The 22,160-nt window shown below is 53.4% G+C and carries 4 protein-coding genes; all 4 read left to right on the top strand.

Annotated features, from left to right (window positions below):
• Position 1: 1 nt before the first annotated feature.
• Entirely contained in the window at positions 2-11,914 is an 11,913-nt protein-coding gene (locus tag A3844_RS00020; RefSeq protein WP_074106213.1) for a non-ribosomal peptide synthetase, read from the top strand.
• A gap of 27 nt (positions 11,915-11,941) precedes the next feature.
• On the top strand, positions 11,942-18,913 hold the full coding sequence (locus A3844_RS00015) for a non-ribosomal peptide synthetase (protein WP_074106212.1): 6,972 nt from the start codon (positions 11,942-11,944) through the stop codon (positions 18,911-18,913).
• Positions 18,914-19,007: 94 nt separating this feature from the next.
• Positions 19,008-20,270 carry a macrolide family glycosyltransferase gene (locus A3844_RS00010; RefSeq protein ID WP_074106211.1) on the top strand — a complete coding sequence of 421 codons (1,263 nt, stop codon included), beginning with the start codon at positions 19,008-19,010 and terminating at the stop codon, positions 20,268-20,270.
• A gap of 37 nt (positions 20,271-20,307) precedes the next feature.
• Positions 20,308-21,549, top strand: a complete 1,242-nt coding sequence (locus A3844_RS00005) for a macrolide family glycosyltransferase (protein WP_074106210.1) — start codon at positions 20,308-20,310, stop codon at positions 21,547-21,549.
• Positions 21,550-22,160 lie beyond the last annotated feature (611 nt).

Here is a 22,160-nt window from a genome sequence, read left to right as displayed (position 1 = left end):
GATGAAGAAGAATTTGCTGTCTCGGATGGGGAAAGAAAGAAGCGCGCCGCCTGCAATTGAGGAACTGTCGGGCCGGGATATAGCGATTATCGGAATGGCGGTGAAGGTGCCTGGAGCCGATACGCTGGATCAGTTTTGGAGCAATCTTTGCCGGGGCGAGGAATGGATCGGAGAAGCGCCGCCATCTAGGCTGGAGGCCGGAGGTCTCCGCCTGTCCCTAGATCTTCCACCGCGGGGAGGATATTTGGCGGAAGTGGATACCTTTGACTCGCTGTTCTTCCGTGTTCCTCCTAAAGAAGCCGATTTAATGGACCCGTATCAAAGGCTGTTTCTCGAAACGGCATGGAGCGCTATTGAAGATGCGGGATACGGAGGAGACAGGCTGAAGGGCAGCCGAACCGGAGTTTATGTCGGCTCCGGGCATGAACACGAGTATAAACAAATGATTGCCACCACGAACCCTAATCTTCTCTCGGCGGCTGCGGCCGGCAACCTGCCGCCTATCATTGCCAGCCGAATATCTTACCTGCTGGATTTGACAGGCCCTAGTCTGGTCGTTGACACGGCTTGTTCCTCATCCCTTCTGGCCGTTCATCTCGCTTGCCAGTCTTTGGCACTGCGGGAGTGCGACATGGCCATTGCCGGAGGCATTCAATTAATGGTCAATCTGTCCGGTCACCAGCCCAAGATCGGAATCGAATCGTCTTCATCGACTGTGAAGGCATTTGATGAAGATGCGGACGGCACGGTCAGGGGAGAGGGAATGGGAGCGGTGTTACTTAAGCCTTTGTCCAGAGCCATCGCCGACAATGATCTTGTCTATGCAGTGATCAAGAGCAGCGTATCCAATCAGGATGGGAAGTCCATAGGCATTACAGCACCGAATATGGCGGCTCAGGAGCGACTGCTGATCAGCGCATGGGAAAGGGCCGGCATCGATCCGGTATCAATATCTTATATTGAAACCCATGGTACGGGGACCCCTATTGGTGATCCCATCGAGGTCCATGCCATTCAGAACGCTTTTCAAGCGTACACGGACAGGAGACAATTCTGCGCCATCGGTTCGCTGAAGCCCAACATCGGGCATTTGTATCATGCGGCGGGGATCGTTAGTCTGATCAAGTCGGCGCTGGCTCTGCACCGGGAGCAGATCCCGCCGTCCATCCATTTTGAAAGACCCAACTCCCGAATCAACTTTCAGCAATCACCTGTATATGTCAATGCTGACCTGGCCGAATGGAAGAGGAGTGAAGAAGTCCGAAGATGCGGCGTCAGTTCGTTCGGAATGAGCGGAACAAACTGTCACGTCATTCTGGAGGAAGCCCGGGAGAATACGCGGCACCGTCTGTTGCCGATTGATGAAGACCAGCCGGCGATCTTGACCCTGTCAGCCAAATCAGTGACATCACTGCGTTCATTGATTGAGAAATACCGTCTCTTCTTGATCACGGCCGATCCGGACTCTTTCAGGGACATCTGCTACACCACGAATATTGGGAGAGGGCATTATGAATACAGGCTGGCCGTTGTGGCGCGGGACCCGCAAGAGCTGAGAGAGAAACTGGCTGGACTAAGGTATGAGTCTTTCTCCTGTACGTGCGGCGAACTGGAGGTAGGCATCTGGTTCGGCGGGCCGGAAACGGAGAATAAACCGGATCCGGGTGAAAAGAAGGAATGTGACCTCGAACAACTCAAGGACGACTTCTGGCGGCAAGCAGCATACCACTATGCCAGCGGCGGCATGGTCGATTGGAATAATCTGCATGCTGGAAGGAGCAGAAGAGTCGTGTCGGCGCCGACCTATGCATTTGACAAACTCAGGCACTGGACAGCCTTTTCCGAAGCGAACACTTCAGGTAACGCTGTCGAAGGCAAGACGGAGAACAAGGAGGTTGTTCAGGGAATGACGGTCATCAGTCAAACGGATCACAACCATTCTGTTACGGAGGCGGTACGCGGAATTATCGCCGACATTTCCGGATACGGACATGAAAACATTAGAAGCGATATAAGCTTTATGGAAATGGGTCTGGATTCCATCATGCTGGTAAATGCAAGGCATGCCATAAAGGAGCGGTTCGGTATCGATATTCCGTTACGGCTTTTCTTCGAGGAACTATCTACGGTATCGGATGTGGGACGATATATAGCCGGACTGTCCCCGGAACTTCCGATGCCGGTAACCGAGCTGCGGGATGAAAAGGCGGTGCAGGAGACGGCTAGTGCGCTTGCGGTGGATGAGAATGAGAGCAGGGAATATCCAGTCGAACAGGATGCCGGGATGCTGGCGGGAATGGAGGGAATCATCCATAAGCAGCTGGACCTTATGGCCCGGCAGCTCCTCATGATGGAGAACCGTTCATCCACTAAGCCGAGTCCTATTCCGGCCCCGGTGCTTCATATCGCCGCGAAGAAGGCTGAAAGCGAAGCAGTCATCATCAATCACCAGACGGAAAGACAACAGGAGCCGGCTATGCCGTTGTCTGCCCGTTCCCAGGACCGCTCATATGTGCCATACCAGAAGATTGAGACGTCGGTAAAGTCGGGTTTTACTTTGCCCCAGCAGCGGTTTATCGATGAATTTATCGTTAGATATACGGAGAAGACGAAGAAGTCACAGCTCCATACGCAGGCATATCGCGAGGTTGTCGCCAACAACCGGAACGTAGCCGGGTTTAGACCTTACTGGAAGGATATCGTATACCAGATTGTAGTGGATCGTGCCGAAGGCTCGTCCATCCGGGATATCGACGGTAACGAGTATATTGACCTGACGATGGGCTTTGGCGTGAATTTATTTGGGCATAATTCCTCCTTTATCAATGAAGCAGTGGACAGAGCCCTGGAGAAGGGAATGTGCATCGGACCGATTAATGACACAGCGGGTCAAGTGGCATCCGCTTTGCGCGATTTAACCGGTATGGACCGGGCCGCCTTCTTCAATTCAGGAACAGAAGCGGTTATGGTCGCCCTACGTCTGGCTCGTGCCGGAACGGGAAGGTCCAAAATCGCCATTTTCTCGGGCTCCTATCACGGCACCTTTGACGGTGTGCTGACGATGAGCTCCGGTACGGACGGTGCCGGAACACCGATTGCTCCGGGCATACCGGCCGGCATGATCGATGACGTTATCGTGCTGAACTATGACCATCCCGAATCGCTGCGCATCATCGAGAAGCGGGCGGGAGAACTGGCCGCGGTTCTGGTCGAACCGGTGCAGAGCCGAAAACCGGACGTGCAGCCTGCCGAGTTCCTGAAGCAACTCCGCGCCCTGACTGCCCGGCACGGAACCGCCCTTATCTTCGATGAAGTCATTACCGGCTTTCGAATCCATCCGGGAGGGGCACAGGCTTGGTTCGGCGTAGAAGCCGATATGGCGGTGTACGGCAAAATTATTGGCGGAGGGCTGCCGATCGGCATTGTCGCGGGCAAACCTCAATATTTGGACTGCATTGACGGCGGCATGTGGGCCTTCGGCAACGGTACATTTCCCCCGCATGAAGAGCGGAGGACCTTCGTGGCGGGAACCTTTTGCCAGCATCCTCTAACCATGAATGCTGCATTAGCAGTATTGCGGCGGCTGCAGGAGGATGGTCCCGCCCTGCAGGAGGAAGTGAACCGGAAGACGGCTGTACTGGTCGATACCCTTAACGTTTATTTTAAAGAAGAACAGCTGCCGCTTCACATTGCCCGTTTCGGCTCTTTATTCCGGTTTGTCCAAAAGACCGATTTGGAGCTGCTTTATTATTTGTTGATTGAAAAGGGCGTTTATATCTGGGAAGGCCGGAACTGCTTTCTGTCAACCGCACATACGATGGGGGACGTTGAGAGGATTATCGGTGCTGTCAAAACCAGCATAGAAGAGCTGCGGAATGCAGGTTTTCTTCCGCCGTCACCCTCACCTGGAAGCGGACAGGAACATCCGGAGCAGTCCAAAGGCTCCATGGAGACCCAGACCTTGCCGCTTACGGGAGAACAACGGCAGCTTTGGTTCGTCTCGCGGATGAAGCCGGAGATATCGGCGGCCTACACGGAAACGGCCATTCTGAGACTGCGGGGAAACGTGAATGCGGGCCGGCTGCAGACTGCTATACATCAAGTGATTCGAAGACACGGCATGCTGAGAACGCGGTTCGCCGAAGACGGAAGCGTTCAATATACGGAACCTTTTGGAGACGTTCTTTCGCGCTACGCGCTCTATGAAGCCGATGTGGATGATAAGTCCGGTGAGCTTCCGACCCCCTTGCTGCCAGAGACGGCGGAAGCTTTCGATTTGTCAACGGACCCATTAATCCGGTTCGGACTGCTTCATGTCGGCAAGCAAGATCACATGTTTGTTGTTCAGGCCCATCATATCGTGGCAGACGGATGGTCATTTATCCGGATTTTGGAGGAAATTTCCGGATACTACACGGAGCAGGACCGCTATCGGGTAGCGGAAGCTGTGCCGTTCTCTGCTTTCGCGGATTGGCAGCGCCGGATTTCTTCAGAGGAATCACTCCGTGCCCGGGAGTACTGGTCCGCCAAGCTGTCAGCTCCCGTTACGGATTTGATCTTTCCCGCATCGAACGGTCTGGGCAATACATCCGCGCGACTGGGAAGAAGAATCCGTAAGGTTATCGATTCGCGGTTGACCGCAGATCTGAAAGCATACTGCAGACAAAACGGAACTTCGTTGTACATGCTCATGCTCGCAACCTATAATGTCTTGTTATCCAGAATTTCGGGTCTTCAAGATATCACGATCGGCATTCCGACATCCGGCCAGCTCCAGATGGGCGCCGCGCATTTGGTCGGCCAGTGTGTTAATCTGCTTCCTTTTTCAAGCAAGCTTCCGAAATCAGCAAGCTTTGCCTCATACCTGTCCCTGATGATGAAAGAGCTGCTTGAAATGTTGGATCATCAGCAGTGCTCATATGCAGATATCGTCAAAGAACTAGGCATAAAGGGGGCGGCGGTGTTTCTTCCGTCCATCCGCACGATTTTTAACTTTGACAAGCCTTCGGTATTTCAGTTCGGAGATCTGGAAGCGACGCTGGAGTTGGCTCCGGCGGATGCAGTCAAATACCCTGTAAGCCTGAATGTTCTGGATCTGGAGCGGGAACTAGTTCTCGAATTGGACTATGAGAACGGTGTATGCGCCGATGAAGACGCAGATGCCTGGCTGATTACCTACTGCCGTCTGCTTGAAGACATTTTTGCCGATGACGGGAAAGAGCTCCGGCTGTATGGATTGCCTGATTCTACGGAAACAGAATGCGGAATACTGGAGCTTCCGCTGCCAGGGTTGCTCGACGAAACGTTCGACTTGGACGGAACCGGCTTCGTAGCGGACGGAACCGGCGTTCCCTGTCTGCCGGGGGTTCCGGGCCGACTATACTTGAGGGCAGACGGAGAAACCAGTGAAGGACATGCCACAGAAATAGCGGCGGTGCGCGGGGCAGAAGGACACATTCGCCTGCTTGGCCGTATGGAGCGGCTTGTCTGTGTAAGCGGCTTCCGCGTACATCTCGATCAGTTGGAGGCTCAACTGGAGCGGCTTCCGTGGATTTCTGCCGTTGCGGTTGCGCTTGAGTCTGACGTCCATGGCGCTGTTCGGCTGGTTGCTTACTATGAAGCAGTCAGCGGGAATGAACCGGATGATCGCGAAAGACGAGAATACGCGGCTTCGGTGTTGCCGGATTCACTAATTCCGGCCAGCTGGGTAAAAGTCTCAGGACCTTTGCCCAAGAAATCCGGAGGTGTGGATTATGAATCGTTGTCCACTGTAAACGCCGAGCCGGTCAAATCTCCCGCCGTTCCCGTTACAGACATGGAGAAGCTGCTGCACCGATTGTGGCAGGATGTTTTAAAGCGCAGGTATATCGGTATAACCGATCATTTTTTTGAACTGGGTGGCAATTCGCTTGCCGCCACCATTATTGCCGCCAAGCTGCAGGCTGAGCTCGGCAATGTGATTCCATTAAGCCTGCTGTTCCAACATACGACGATCGCGGAATTGGCCGAAGTATTGGACAACAAACCGAAAACCGGAGCCGCGCAGATTCCAAAGGCGGAAATGGCAACATACTATCCGCAGTCCGCGGCACAGCGTTCCATATTCGCAGTTGAGCAGCTTGGCGGCGCCGGAACGGCGTACAATGTCACCGGCCTGATTACAGTCGACGGGGAGCTGGACCTCAATCGCTTGAAGCAGGCCGCCAATGAATTGATCCAAAGGCACGAAAGCCTGCGGACTTCCTTTCACCTAGAGGACAATGAACCTGTACAACAGATTCATGCAGAACTATCCATCGACATTGTCGTCCATACGCTGGTTCGTTCAGGGGACGTGGCGTCGATTTTGGACACTGTCAAGCCATTTGATCTGGAGTCTGCGCCTTTATTGCGGATAGAAGCGTGGCGAGGGGAGACAGGCGGCAGGCAATATCTGCTTCTGGACATGCATCATATGATTGCGGACGGGATATCGGCCAATATGATCTTTGATGAACTGATCCGGGTGTATTCCGGGGAAAGCCTGCCGGATATGAAGATTCATTTCAAGGATTACACCCAGTGGCAGCTTGGTAGAATCGGAGCCGGTTACATGCGGGAAGGGGAAAAATACTGGAGCCGTCAGCTTCAAGGCGACATCCCCCGGCTTGATTGGACGACGGATTACCCTCGGCCCGCTGTCCGCAGTTTTGAAGGAGAACGCTATTCCTTCAGTCTTGCCCATGAATCACTGAAGAGCATCAGGGAATTCGCCTCGACTAACGGGATTACCATGTACAACTATTTGCTGGCCGCTTATTGCGTGCTGCTGTCCAAATACGCCAATCAGGAGGACATCATGGTCGGAACGTCGGTATCCGGGCGGGTCCATCCCGATATTGAGCGCGTTCCCGGCATGTTCGTCCATACGATTCCTCTCCGGAATCGCGTATCCCCGGACAATGTGTTCGCCGAGCTGGTTCAAGCGGTGCAGGCCGGCTCGATTCAAGCGTTCGAGCATCAGGAGTTCCCGCTGGAGCGGCTGCTTCCCCGACTGAACGATGACCGGGATATGAGCCGGAATCCGCTGTTTGATGTGATGTATGTATTTCAGCATGAAGCGCTTGAACCGCTGACCATGGCGGGCGGCAGCGCCGTCTTTACAGCGGCGGAATGCAAAAGCCGCACCGCCAAGTTCGATCTGACTCTGGAAGCGGTGGAGACGCCAGACGGAATGAGCCTACATTTGGAGTACTGCACGGCATTGTTCCATCCCGCCTCGATTGAAGCTATGGGCGGTCATTTGCTCACGATACTTGGTACGGTTGCCGCGAATCCATATATTCCGTTGTCCGAGATCGGACTGTTGTCTCCGGTGGAGAGAGAGCATCTCCAGCACGGATTCAATGACACAGCAGCCCAATATCCAGAGAACAAGCCGGTGTTCAGGCTGTTCGAGGAGCAGGCGCTGCGAACGCCGCTGGCCATCGCGATCTCGTGTGAAGGAGAGCATCTCACCTACGCCCGGCTGAACGCTGACGCGAACCGTCTGGCGTCCCTTTTGAAGAATAAGGAAGTCGGACCGGATGCCGTGGTTGGACTTGTGATGCGCCGATCCCCGGAGTTGATCGCGGCGATACTCGGAATTTGGAAAGCCGGCGGTTGCTACGTACCGATCGATCCTTCCTACCCGAAAGAGCGGATCGCCTATATTCTGTCCGACAGCGGGGCGCAATGGGTGATCACGGATGGAGAATACGAAGAATTGACCGGATACAAAGGGGATATTATCAGGGCAACGGATGGCATTTCCGAAAGCAGTGGGCCGGTCGACAATCCGGAGCCCGCAGCCAGTGCGGACAATCTAGCCTATATCATTTACACTTCCGGTTCAACAGGCAAGCCCAAAGGGGTGATGGTCGAGCACAGGGGTCTGACCCATTATATCTGGTGGGCCGATCAGATGTATGTGCGAGGCGAAGAACTCACTTTTTCTCTGTATTCCTCCATATCATTTGATCTGACAGTCACCTCGATGTTTACACCGCTGCTGTCCGGCAACCGGATAGTGATCTACCCGGAAAATGTGGAGACGGCGCTTGGGCGGATCATTGAGGACGGCGAGGCGGGGATCATCAAATTGACGCCTTCCCATTTGAAGCTGCTCCACTTATACAAGACGGAACGTTCTGGCCTGAGACGTTTTATTGTCGGCGGAGAAGCATTGGAGACGACCGCTGCCGCGGAAATTGTGGGTCTCTTCGGCCCCGACACCGAAGTGTACAACGAATACGGACCTACGGAAACGGTAGTAGGCTGCATGATCAAACGGTATGAGCCAAGGGATGTGCGAAATCAAGTGCCGATCGGCTTGCCGATCGACAATATAAGGCTCTATATAGCCGACTCTTCGGGCAGACTTCAGGCCAAGCATCTTCCGGGTGAGCTATGCATCGCCGGAGCCGGTGTAGCCCGCGGGTATTTGAATAGTCCTGAGTTGACGAAGGAGAAATTTGTCGCCGGAATGTTTGGAGAGCCGCAGAGAGTGTACAGAACCGGCGATCTGGTCCGCTGGCTGCCCGAGGGCGGCATGGCGTATATGGGCAGATTGGATGAGCAGGTCAAGATCAGGGGCTATCGCATCGAAACCGGTGAAATCCAGAACCTTCTGCTGGGTCATCCTCACATCCGTGAGGCAGCGGTAGCTGCCAAAACGAGAGCAAGCGGTGAGAAACGCCTTTGCGCCTACTATACAGCGGAAGATGAGTTGGAGGCTGAAGGGCTGGATGCTTACCTTTCCGCGAAGATTCCTTCGTACATGCTTCCTGCAGAATACATCCGGATGGACCGGCTTCCACTGTCTGCAAATGGCAAGGTGGACTATAGGAAGCTGCCAGAATCAGCGCGCAAGCCAGGTGGTGGAAACGAACCCGCCTTCCAAGAGCATTCCCTCGAAGCGGAGCTGATGGAAGTCTGGCGTGACATTCTCAGAGTCCCGGATGCCCATATCGACGAGGAGTTTATCAGGCTGGGCGGAGATTCGATCAAAGCCATACAGATTTCAGCACAATTGAAAAAAAGGGGCATTCGGCTGGAGGTCGGCGATATTCTGCGCGGACAGACCGTCCGGAGAATATCACGGCTTGCTGTCCGTCTGAGCGAAAGGACAGCGGCGCCAGCACAGCTTTCGCTGGAGGGGGAGGTTCCCCTGGCCCCGATTCAACAGTGGTTTTTCGACCAGCATTTCGCGGAGATGAATCACTGGAACCAGAGCTTGACACTGGCTGGAACCGTACGGTTTGACGGGCACAAGGTCAAGGAAACGCTAGCCCGGCTGGTGCGTTACCATGACGCGCTGAGAATGTCATACGTCCGAGCTTCCGGCGGCGGGATCAAGCAGCACTGCAATGGAGCGGAGCAGCAGGCCTTCGCCTACCGGTTCGTCGATGGAACCGATATGGGTGTGGAGGCAGCAGGCACGGCACGCGACCGGATGATTCTGGATATGCACCGGTCCATTAATCTGGAGAACGGGCCGCTAGTTCAGGCCGGGCTGTTCAGAAGTAAAGACGCAGATGAAGTGACCCTTGTGATCCATCACCTCGTGATCGACGCGGTTTCGTGGAGAATTCTGTTGGATGACTTTCACGACATCTACTCGGCGCTCCGGCAGGGAATCGAGCCGAAGCTGCCGGTGAAAACGGACTCTTACAAATTGTATACCAAAGCGCTGATTGATTATGCTTCAAGCGGGTTGCAGACCCGTGAATTGCAGTACTGGGAGAAGCAATCCCTTCTGCCCGCTTCGCTCATTCCCAAGGACACGGATGTCGGTAATGGTACGGTGCGGGATGCGGTTGCCCGCAGCCTGAATTTCACGGGAACGGCCACATCCGCACTGCTTGAAGTGGCAAAGGGACACTACCGTTCTGACACGGCCGTCCTGCTTCTAGCAGCACTGGGCCACACCTTGGGCAACCTGGGCATTATGGACGGAGCCTGGATTAATATGGAAGGTCACGGAAGAGAGCCGTTCGGCGGTCATCCCGATTATTCACGGACTGTGGGCTGGTTCACCTCTCATTATCCCGTGTATCTTGACACCGCCGCCGCAGGAGCTCCTGATCAGTATGCCGTGCTCCTGAACCATGCGCTGCGCGGGATTCCTCACAGGGGTGCGGGCTATAATGTGCTCAAATATTTACTGCAGGAGGAGCCCGGCGCAGGCAGGGAGGCACTGCGCATTCGTCCCGCCATCAGCTTTAATTATCTCGGGGAGATGAATGACGAAGCCTACCGCGATCTGTTCAGATTGGCCGAGCTTCCCTTGAATGGAACGGAAAGTCCGGATTCGGAACGGCCATTCTCCATCGCAGTCAACGCGCTTCTCACCGATAATCGGTTGACCGTTGAGGTGGAGTATAACAGATTCGAGTATGGTGAGGGGACGATACAGCGTTTCCTGCAAGGTTTTCTTTCCGGGATTGATAGGGTCATCTCATACAGTGGGCAGACCGGACTTATGGGGGCTGCGCCGGAGTACTGCGACCTCGTGCCTCCCGGGGAGCTTACTGCCTTAATGGCAGATTCCAGGGCCGATATTCAGAAGGTGTATCCGCTGTCCCCGATGCAGGAGAGCATGCTGTTTCATCACCTGCGCTACCCGGATTCGGAAGCTTACTTTGAGCAGTGCGTCATCCGCTTCAGGGGACCGATGAACCCAGAATTGCTCAAGCGCTGCTTCCAGACTGTGTCGGACCGGCATGACATCCTTCGCACGAGCTTTGCTGTTTGGCGTCTGGATCGTCCATTGCAGACGGTGGCGGAATCCTGGGATGTTCCTTTCCGTTACGAGGATTGGACGATAGCCGGAGAGAGGGGCGGAACGCGAGAACTGAACCTTTACTTAACGCAGGACAGGGACAAACGCTTTGATCTGCTGGGCGATATACCGCTGCGGGTCTCGCTGATCCGGACCGATGAGGAAGAATACTGCATAGTTTGGAGCTTCCATCATATTCTCCTCGACGGCTGGAGCGTCGGCATGATTATGCGGGAGCTGCTTAGTCTGTACTCTGCTCTGGACTCGGGAGATCAGCCACGAATGATTCATGCACCCGCTTACAGCGAGTATATAAGATGGGTCGAGAGCAGAGACCGGATAGCCGCTGAGGGATACTGGAGGTCATATTTGTCAGGCTATAGGGGAGCCCCTCTGCTGCCGAGGGATATTGATGAAGGTGTAAGCTCCTATGATCATGGCGAGCTGACCCGTACTCTGGCCGATGATCTTCGGGATAGGCTGATTAAGCTGTCCGCGGAACGGAGTGTTACGCTGAATATTCTGATTCAGGCCGCCTGGGGAACGGTGCTGCACAAGCTGAACGATACCGATGACGTGGTGTTCGGCGCGGTTGTATCCGGGAGAAGTCCAGAAGTGAAGGATATCGGCGAAATGATGGGGCTATTCATCAACACGGTCCCCGTACGGGTAAAGGCCGGTGCTCAGACCTTTCTCGAACTGGCGCTGGGCCTTCAAAGAGATATGCTGGACAGGGAGCCCAATTCGTATCTTCCTCTGTCGGCTATCCAGAATACGGGAGGGGGCGTCAGTCTCGATCATGTGCTTGTCTTTGAGAATTACCCGCTGCAGCTCGATCTTCCCCGGGGGCTGGAAATGGCGGGATACGAATGGTTTGAACACACCAACTATGATTTTAACGTCATTGTAGAGCCGCAGGAGGACATTCTGATTCGTTTTGTCTACAACCGGACGGTTTTTGATGAACTGGAACTGGAGGATGTGCTTGCCTGCTTCATCGCCGTTCTTTGCCGGATCGCCGATAATCCCGAAATTCCGCTGAGTGAGATTGCGCTTGAAGAAGCTACCGATGGGATGGAAAAAACCGGAACCGCCATTGAATTTCATTTTTGAGCCATGTGCCAAGGGGGAGAAGAACGAATGAAGACGGACGACGTTATTCCGGAGGGCGGTCCCTCCGTTCAGGAGATGAGAAGACAAAAGAAGCATTGGGTCAAAAAAATGCTGGAGCTGAAAGAAGAAGAGACGCTGCTTACGCTCTCTTCCTCACATTCAGCTGAAGGCCCTGTTGTCTATCAGGCCGCTTTCGAAGTACCTGAGGATCTGGATGAGCGTCTGCAGAAGATGAGCAGAGCGTCGGCAGAATCGCTGTACCTGATAATGCTGTCCGCATTTAAATGCATGGTGTACAAGCATACGGGCAGCGAATCGATTACGGTAGCCTGTCCACAGCGCAAGCTTCCAGCTCAACAGGCTGTGGCTTCAAGCGGTTCTTCCTGGATCCCTCTTATTGATCAGCCGCCGGGGGATCGGTCTTTCCGGGAATGGCTCTACGAGGTCAAAGCCACCTATGAAGCGGCATACAGCAATGGGCATTATCCCATTGAGAAGGTTGTACAGGATATGAAGGTGATTCATGACCGGGATTATTCTTTTTTGAAACACCTCCGTTTTGCGATGAAGGAGCTTCACGGTGAGTCGAACCCGGAGGAACACACTAGCGGTCTGTTCGTTGAATTCAGCCGTGAAAAGGGTGTTATTCAAGGCATCATTGCCGGATCAAGCCGATTCTTCTCCAGACAGGCGGTGGAAAGCTTCGCCAGACAGTACATCCACATGCTCGGCGAGCTGACCGCTCTTCCCAACTGTCCAGTGAAGGAGAGCGGTTGGCTGTCTGGCGATGAACGCCACAGGCTGCTGACCGAGTATGCCTCCGGCGCAAGTCTTCCTGGTGTATCAAATATTATGGAGCTGTTCGAGGAACAGGTCCTTCGCACACCGGAAGCAATCGCAGTCATTACCCCTGAGCAGACCATGAGCTACCTTGAACTGAATGAAGTGGTCAATCGGTGGGCCAAGGCTCTGGTCAAGAGCGGAACAAAGCCCGGACAGGTCATCGCGCTGTATCTGGAGCGTAGCGTGGAGGCGGCGGTTGCGGTGCTGGCCGTATTGAATGCGGGCGGATGTGTTCTGCCGATTGATATCCAGACCCCGGACGACCGCATCCATTTCATGCTGGAGGACGCCTCTGTAAGCCGGCTGATTACGCATTCGCGATATATAGAGAAGCCCGTCTTCGCCGGCGTGGAAAGGGTGCTCGAATGCGAATCCCTGAATGCGGAAAAGGAAAGCGGGGCAAACCTTGGCAGGGCAATCAGTGGAACGGCGGCATATATCATCTATACTTCCGGTACGACCGGAAAACCCAAAGGCGTGGTTGTCCGGCATGTGGGATTGGCGAACTCCATCTCCTGGAGAAGGAACGAATACCGCCTGAATTCTCAGGACCGGACAATCCAACTCTTCTCCTATTCATTTGACGGCTTCATGACCGGTTTCTTTACTCCGCTTGTCTCGGGAGCCAGCCTGTTCCTGCCGACCGAAAGTCAGGTGAAAGATCCGCTTCGCCTGAAGCAGCTGATCCATGTCCATCGGATCACGCATTTTATATGCGTTCCCGCCCTGTACCAGCTGCTGCTGGAGCAGATGAACACGGAAGACGGAGCCTCCCTTCGGATTATTACATTGGCGGGAGAGCGGTTGGCACCATCCTTGATCGGGGAAAGCCGGAGAAGGCTTCCCGGGGTCGAAATCGTGAACGAATACGGTCCTACCGAAGCCAGTATAGTCGCCGTTTTCAAAAGAAATGTAGGAGAATATGCGGAAATTGCAATCGGCCGTCCGATTGCCAATATGAACGCCTATATTCTCGATGAGCGGCTTGAGCCGGTGCCGACCGGCATCACCGGTGAGCTCTGTTTGTCTGGTCACGGTCTGGCAGTTGGCTACCTTAACCGTCCGGAATTAACCGCGGAGGCGTTTATTCCCCATCCGTTCATCCCTGGAGAACGGATGTATAGAACGGGAGACTTGGCAAAATGGACGGAGGACGGTGAAATCTGCTGTCTGGGCCGGAAGGATACCCAGGTCAAGCTGAGAGGGTACCGGATCGAGCTTTCAGAGATCGAGCAGCGCCTTATGGCTTATCCGGGGATTCAGGCGGCAGCCGTTCTGTGCATAGAAGAAGATGGCATTCCGTCCCGGCTTGCCGCCTATCTTCAATGTGAAGTGGTGCAGGCAAAGGAAATAAGGGCTTACATGGCCGATGAGCTGCCGCACTACATGCAGCTTGCCCGTTACTACCGGGTCGACCGGATGCCTCTATCCGAGAACGGGAAGACGGACAAGAAAGCGCTCCTTTCGCTTGAGGAACCTGCCGATCTCGATGTGGAATTCAGTGAACCGGCAAATGAAATTGAGCAGCAATTGTGCGAAATCTTCTCGGACGTCCTGCAGATCAAACGGGTGTCTGCCGAAGAAAGTTTCTTTGACGTCGGGGGGCACTCGCTGAAAGCGACGATGCTGATGTCCAGAATCCAAAAAGTGTTTGGTGTGAATATCGGTATCGATGACATCTTCGAGAAACAGACCGTCAGGGCGTTGGCGGCAGCGATCGTTGAGAAAGGGTCGAAGTCTTATCACGCAGTGACTCCGGCGGAACCGGCAGCCTGGTATCCGTTGTCTTCCGCGCAAAAACGAATGTATGCCTTGTTTTGCCATGATCCGCATTCGACCGCATACAATATGCCGGAGGCGCTGATAATCGACGGGGACCTGGATAGAGAAAGACTTGAACTTGCGATTAATATGCTGACGGCCCGGCATGAGATTCTTCGAACGTCTTTTGAGATGGTGAACGGCGAGCCGGTTCAGGTGGTGCATACCGACAGTTCCTTTACCCTGGACTATACCGAAGAACCTCCCACAAATACGGAGGAGACAATCCGAAATTTCGTGCGCCCCTTCGACCTTGGAGCACGTCCACTGTTTCGCATCGGCGCTGCGCGGATGGAGGAGCGGAAGCACCTCCTCTTGATCGATATTCATCATATCGTTGCCGATGGGGCCTCCGTGGGAATCTTCATCAACGAGCTTGCGGCACTATACAACGGTGACAAGCTTCCTGAAATATCGTTACATTATAAGGATTTCTCGGTATCGCAGCAGGGAAGAAGGGATCATAACGAATTTCAGGCGCAGGAGCAATACTGGCTGAAGCAGTTTGAGAATGGGGTTCCTGTATTGGATTTGCCGTATGATCTTCCTAGGCCGAGGTTTAAGAATTTTGAAGGGGCACGGATTCCCTTTACTGTCGATGCTGCCACTACGGCTTCTTTGAAGAAGCTGGCCGCCGTACATGGCGTTACTTTGTTTATGCTGTTGTTGTCGGCTTACAGTCTCATGCTATCCAAAATATCGGGTCAGGAGGAACTGGTTGTCGGCTCGCCGGTTTCGGGCCGCATGCAGGCGGAGCTGGAAGAGACGATGGGTATGTTCGTTAATGTCGTACCGCTTAAAAACACAGTGTCACCACAGCTCGATTTCACCCAGCTTCTGGCACAGGTCAAGAAGAGTGCGCTTGGAGCCTTCGAGAACCAGGCCTTTCAATACGAAGAGCTTGCGAGCAAGCTGGATTACAGCCGGGATACCGGCCGAAATCCTCTGTTTGACGTCATGTTCGTGCTGCAGAACATGCCGGAGAACCGCTTTGACTTCCGGGGACTTCATTTCACACACTGCGGGTTTGAGCAGACCATTTCGAAATTTGATCTTACCCTCGCCGGCTTCGAAGGAGGCGACGGGGTGCTGTATTTCGACTTGGAGTATAGCACCAGTCTGTTCCGGAAAGAGACGGCAGAGCGATTCGTTGCTTATTTCATGCATATAATACAATCCGTCATTGAAGAACCCGGGAAGCGGCTGGATTCCATTACCCTGCTGCCTGCGGAAGAGCTGCATCGGCAAATCGCCGGCTTCCACGCTTCCACAGGAATGGATGTGCCGAAGCTTACCCTGCCCGAGCAGTTTGCGGAACAGGTGAAACTGCATTCAAACCGGGAAGCCCTGCGGTTCGGGGAAGCACACCTGACCTATGGGGAGCTAGATGCCTTATCCGGTCGCTGGGCAGCGTGGCTGGAACATAACGGCATCGGCTTTGATGATGTCGTGGCCATCAAGCTGGAACGGTCTTTCGAAATGATCATCTGTTTCCTCGCCGTATTGAAGGCGGGAGCGGTTTATCTTCCAGTAGATCCATCCTTTCCGGTGGAACGAATTCAGTACATGCTTCAGGACAGCGGAGCGGCCTTGCTGATCACGGACGATTCCGAGGAGCGGAACATCGGTTTCATGGGAAGAACCGTCTTAACAGGTGCGGTGGAACTTCCAGAGGAAGGCGGAAATGTTCCAGCGCGCAAGCCGCAACTAGAAGATCGGGCTTATATCATATATACCTCCGGTACGACCGGAAGACCTAAAGGTGTAGCATTGGAACACGCGGGAGTGGCCAATCTGCCGGAAGTATTCCGCACTAAGCTTGGGATTGGACCGAAAGACCGGATTCTGCAGTTTGCTCCCTGCTCTTTCGACGCCTCCGTATGGGAATTCGCGATGGCGCTTACGTCAGGCGGCGCACTGTGCCTGGCAACGAAGGATACCATAGGCGATCCGGAATGGTTCGAGCGCTACGCGAACCAGATGGAGATCACGATCGCGACGTTCCCGCCTTCTTACATGGAACGGTTGCAGCCCGATAAACTTCAGAGTCTGCGGCTTGTCATTACGGCGGGGTCCGAGCCTTCGGCCACCATGCTCGGGGAGTGGGGACGACATATGCAGTGCATCAATGCATACGGCCCAACGGAAGCGTCCGTATGCGCTGCGATGTGGGAATATGATGAATTGATCCTCCCGCATAAATTACCGATCGGGTTCCCTATTTCAAACAGCAGGATCTGCATAGTGGATGCCGGGTTAAATCCGCTTCCGGTCGGTGTAACCGGCGAGCTTTGCATTGCAGGGGTTGGTCTGGCTAGAGAATATCTTAATCAGCCGGAGATGACCGCCCGGCAGTTCGTCTCCTCCAATATACCGGGATTCGAGAGAATGTACCGGACCGGGGATCTGGCGAAGCGACTTCCCGACGGCAGTCTGGTCTATCAAGGCAGAATGGACAGCCAGCTGAAAATCAGAGGCTACCGGGTGGAACCGGGCGAGGTCGAAGCTCGTCTGCATCAGCTGAATGGTGTAAAAAGTGCATCAGTTCTGTTAAAGCGGCAACCGGAAGGTCACGGAACTCTGATTGCCTATTACAGCGGGGAGACGGCGCCGCAGCCGAGGGAGATGAAACGCATGCTGTCGGAAATGCTTCCCGACTACATGATCCCTTCTGTGTTCATGAAGCTGGAAGCTCTGCCTTTGACAACGCATGGCAAAGTGGATGCAGCGGCGCTGAACAAACTGCCGCAATCCGTGGAGACCGGCAGCGGCTTCCGCCACCCGGTGAGCGAGCTGGAAGCGCTTGTGATCGAGGTGTTCGAGGAAGTGCTTGAGAATAAGGGCATCGGGGTGGAGAATTCTTTCAATGAACTTGGGGGAGATTCCATCTCGGCCATGAAGGCCGTGTTTCTTCTTAAGAGGAAAGGATTCTCCGTAGATGTCAGGGATCTGCTCGTCCGGCAATCGGCTGCTGCCCTAGGCGAATTGCTGCTTCAACGCTCCAGTCAGGGAAAGGCAATCACTGAACCACAACCGGAGCCAAGAGACTTGCAAGAGAAAATGCAGGCGGAATCCGGAGAGACAAAGGAGTTGTCCGACCTGCTTCACCATCTTGCTGTGCAGCAGCAAGCCTACGCACGTGATTTGGGCGAAAACCCGTTAATCGGGAAAATTCCAGTTACCGCCATTCAGTCCATGCATCTGGGGCGTTCCGAGAATGTCGGAGCCGTAATTCCTGTTTCTACGGAAAGAAGCAGGGAAGACATCGCGACTGCGGTGTTGAACCTTGTCCGTGAGCAGGAAATGCTTAGATGCTTTCTTTCAGGGGAGGGGGACGGAACCTGGAGCCTCCATGAACGGCCAAACCTTCTTTCGCTGCCTTATCTCCGACTGGACGGTCCTGCAGCAGAAGAGAAGATGAAGCAGATGATCCGGGAAGTGTATAACGGACGCTTTGATTATGACATTCCAGGCAGCTTATTATATCGGATGGTACTGATCGAGAATGGAGTTTCTGGAGAGAGGGTCCTGGTGTATGCGTCCCATCATTCGCTGTCGGACGGACTGAGCTGCAGCCTGATCGCGGAAACCCTGAGTCTTTCGGACGCTTCTTCTCCGTTCAGCGGGGGCGGAAATCCGGGCATGGGATACCGCGATTATGTCCGTCTCCTGGACGAGGGACCACAAGGAATCAGTCTAGCAGAGCTGGAGAACCGGTTCGAGCTGCCGGCATTCCGTCATTACCTCTTCGAGCTGGAGAGCAAGGTGAATACTTTCCCAAGAAGCCATCCGACCGTCATCGAGCTGGAAATCCCTCTGGCGGGCGACCTTCCCGAAGAAGGATGGCATACGGTGCTTGAAGTGCTGGCTACGTTTGGACGGGACTTCCTTCAGATGGAGCAGTTGTCCGTTCAATTGGTCAGCGGCGGCAGAAGGTACGGTGGCCATACCTTTTATCATCTTGCCGGAAACTTTATCGATTATATCCCCGTGGTCCTGAACGCCGGCGAACCGGCCGAAATCATCCTGAGTCGGATCAGGGAGCTGACGCAAGCCGCCGCGGCGCACCATATCAACTTCGCAGCTCTGGATATGGACTCGACCGGCAAGGCGGTCCTGCTGAATTATTTTGGCGCCATGCAGGAAGAAGCAACTACCAGTTGGAGTCCGGATGATGTTTCGTCCTACGAGGAGACTGCAGCACATTATGGCATTTGTTTTTATGTCAGACATATGGGACCTTCTCTCAGGATAGATATCGCACTTCCGTTTGAGGCGGACGCGGAGGAGCTGAAGAAGGAGCTCTCCGGCGATTCCGTACGCGGAATCCTGTAGTAGACGGAGCAGCGATTGATCAAGGCCCTCGGGCGCTGGCACAAATCTGCGCCCGAGGGCCTTGAAGTATTTTTTAATGAAAGGTCGTGGCCTCATGGGAAAAGTCGCAGTGTTCAGTTATCCGTATTTCGGGCATGTCAATCCGACGGTGACCCTGGTGAAAGAGCTCGTGGACAGAGGGGAGCAGGTCTATTACTATACGGCCGATCCCTATATGAAATTAATCCGTATGGAAGGCGTCGTCTGCCGCAGCTACGGTGATGTAATCGGATTGCTTGATGAGGAGATTCCGATCCGTTCCACGGACCCCATAGAAATCCTGAAGCTACTGGTTCCGCACAAGCTGGACAAATACCAACGGATGACGAACCTACTGATTGAACGTGTCATGGAAGACGACCCCGACTATATTATCCGGGATTGTGAGTCCTACTGGGGGAAGATGATCGGCGTCATGCTGGACGTTCCCATGATCTGCTACATTACGACGATTGCCTTAAATGAAGCAATTATGGACCAGCACACCGAGTTTTTTGTCCGGAACGTGCTCGGCAACCCGGCGGGACAAGTCGCTCTGCAGGTTGAAGGAACACGGTTCAGCGAAGTTCTGAATGCTTGCGCCCGTGAGCTTTCCCGTCCTTACTCGGTGGAATACAAAGCGATTGACGCCTTTTCGGGAGCTGATGAGTTCAATCTTGTCTTTACCTCCCGAGAATTTCAGCCATACGCAAATACATTCGGTCCCGATTATCTGTTTCTGGGACCATCCATCCGCAAAGAAGAAGAGGAAGACGGGGACAACTTCCATGAACTAACGTCTTCCGGGACTCTGGTCTACATATCCATGGGAACCGTGTACAATGACTGCCTGCCTTTCTACACCAAATGTATCGATGCGTTCAGGGATAACGGGTGGCGGGTTGCAATGTCCACCGGGCAGCGGATTAACACGGCAGATCTGGGTGCTCTTCCCGGCAACTTTACCGTCAGATCCCATATGCCTCAGATCCGCCTGTTGCAAATGGCTGATGTGTTTATCACTCATGGCGGCCATAACAGCACAAACGAAGCGTTGTATCATCATGTGCCGATGGTGATGTTTCCTCAAGCGGCGGATCAATTTGCCGTTTCAAGCCGCGTTGAGGAGATCGGAGCGGGAGTGGCGAGAAGTAGCCGGGACTGTACCCCGGAAGATATTGCTGACATGACACGGAAAGTTCTCGACGATCCGCGTTATCGCAAATCGTGTCAGGAGGCCGGGCAGGCGATACGGAATTCCGGAGGGGCGAAACTTGCGGTGGACGGTATTTTCGCCTTTTTGAACGGACAAGTACTTCAGAGCGCGGGTTGTCCATAAAGCTTGTAATCAAACAAACGGACGGAGGATCGGAATCATGGCTAAAGTGATGATATTCAGCCTTCCCTTTTTCAGTCACGTAAAGCCGACATTGCCTCTGGTGGCGGAACTTCTGGCAAGGGGAGAAGAAGTGATTTACTATTCCGACGAGGCCTACAGGGAGCTTCTGCAGGAATACGATGTTACGTTTCGAAGCTACGGCGATATGCAGGGATTATTCACCGACAATGACCCGAGAATCTATCTGAGTAATCCGCGAATGATGCTTGAATATCTCGTACCGGGAGTCATCAGCAAAAGTAAAACCGTGATGAATGCCATTCTGCATGAAGTCATAGCCGATTCACCAGACTATATTTTGCGGGATTGCGACGCCTTCTGGGGAAAACAAATCGGGGAATTGCTGGCACTGCCGGTTGCCTGCTATATTCTTACTTTCGCGATCAACCACAAGCTACTCGAACGGGATCCGGATTTCCTGATTCACAATGTTTTTAAGATAAAAGAAAAAGATTACAAGGAGAAGGTGTCAGTCAGCGAACTGGACCGGGCTGCCAAGGAAATCGCGCAGAGGCACCACATTCACGGCTTCGGCCTGATCGACGCGTTCAGCGGCAATGAAGAGTTGAATCTGGTGTACACGTCCAAAGCATTTCAGCCGCATGCCGACGCTTTCGATGAACGATTTGTCTTCCTGGGCCCGCAGTTTCCGGGAGCAGCTCCGGAATCCCTCCTTCGGAAAGAGCGGAAGAAAGAGGGGGGACTACCTCTCATTTATATTTCCTTCGGCTCGATCTATACAGACCGGCCTGAATTTTACCGGAAATGCATGGAGGCATTCAAGCACAGCGAAGCGAAGATCGTCATGTCCGTGGGACGGAACATGGATCTCTCTTTATTGGGTGAGCCGCCGGAAAACATGAAAATTCGAAGCTTTGTTCCCCAAATGGAAATACTCCGGGAAGCGGATGTGTTTATTTCGCATGCTGGCTATAACAGTGTCTGTGAAGCTTTGGTGTTCGGAGTTCCCATGGTGCTGCTGCCCCAGGGCGCGGATCAGTTCGCCATCGCCGCCCGGCTGGAGGAATTGGGGGCAGGGGTATATGTCCGGAATATGGAGATCACTGCCTCCCAGCTCAAAGAAATCACCTTCGAAACGATGAATAAAGAGCGTATTCAACATCAGGCGAGTACTCTGGGACAAAGCTTTTTCGGCGGCGGAGGGATCGCCAGTGGTATTGAGACACTGCTTGCATATGTCTCGGCTTTAAGCGTCTGAAATCCATCTTGCTGATTAGAGCTGCCGATAGCTTCATCAATCAGATCGAAATGTTTATTTTCATTTTAGTTTTTGTGCAACCAACGAGGCTCTAAGAACATGTGCCTAATGGAACCCGCGCTGGGCGCGGGTTTTTGGCTTAAGCTGCAAGTAATTGTTGAAGATCATCCTTTATTAGTTATATGATAAATTTGTAAAGAGGGTTATGGGGGGTAACGGTACACATTCTTGTCATCCGACAGCAAAAACTGTAAGAGACAAGAACTTGGCCCTATTGCCGCGAGGACATTACACAATAGTACCTACCGGGGACTTGGGTGTAAGCAAACGGTTCACGCAAGTTCGGCGAATTTTCGGCAAATTCATTCATTGATAAATTCTTTGCTGGTTGGTCATCACATGGGGGGCAGCTTTTGTAATTTTTTGCTTACTGTAATAATACTTGAATAATACTTGAGTTGATTAGGTTATTAATTGGTTTGCCTCTTACTTATTCACAAAACCCGTATTTCTTTTAATATGGAATTAATCAATATTTCATCATATTTTAAAGTAATTATATATATTGTGTCACTTATTATTAAATTCAAATTCCAACCTTTACTTTATAG

Source organism: Paenibacillus helianthi, from assembly GCF_001909055.1.
Lineage (GTDB): Bacteria > Bacillota > Bacilli > Paenibacillales > Paenibacillaceae > Paenibacillus_AQ > Paenibacillus_AQ helianthi.
This window is presented reverse-complemented; position numbering and strand designations above follow the sequence as displayed.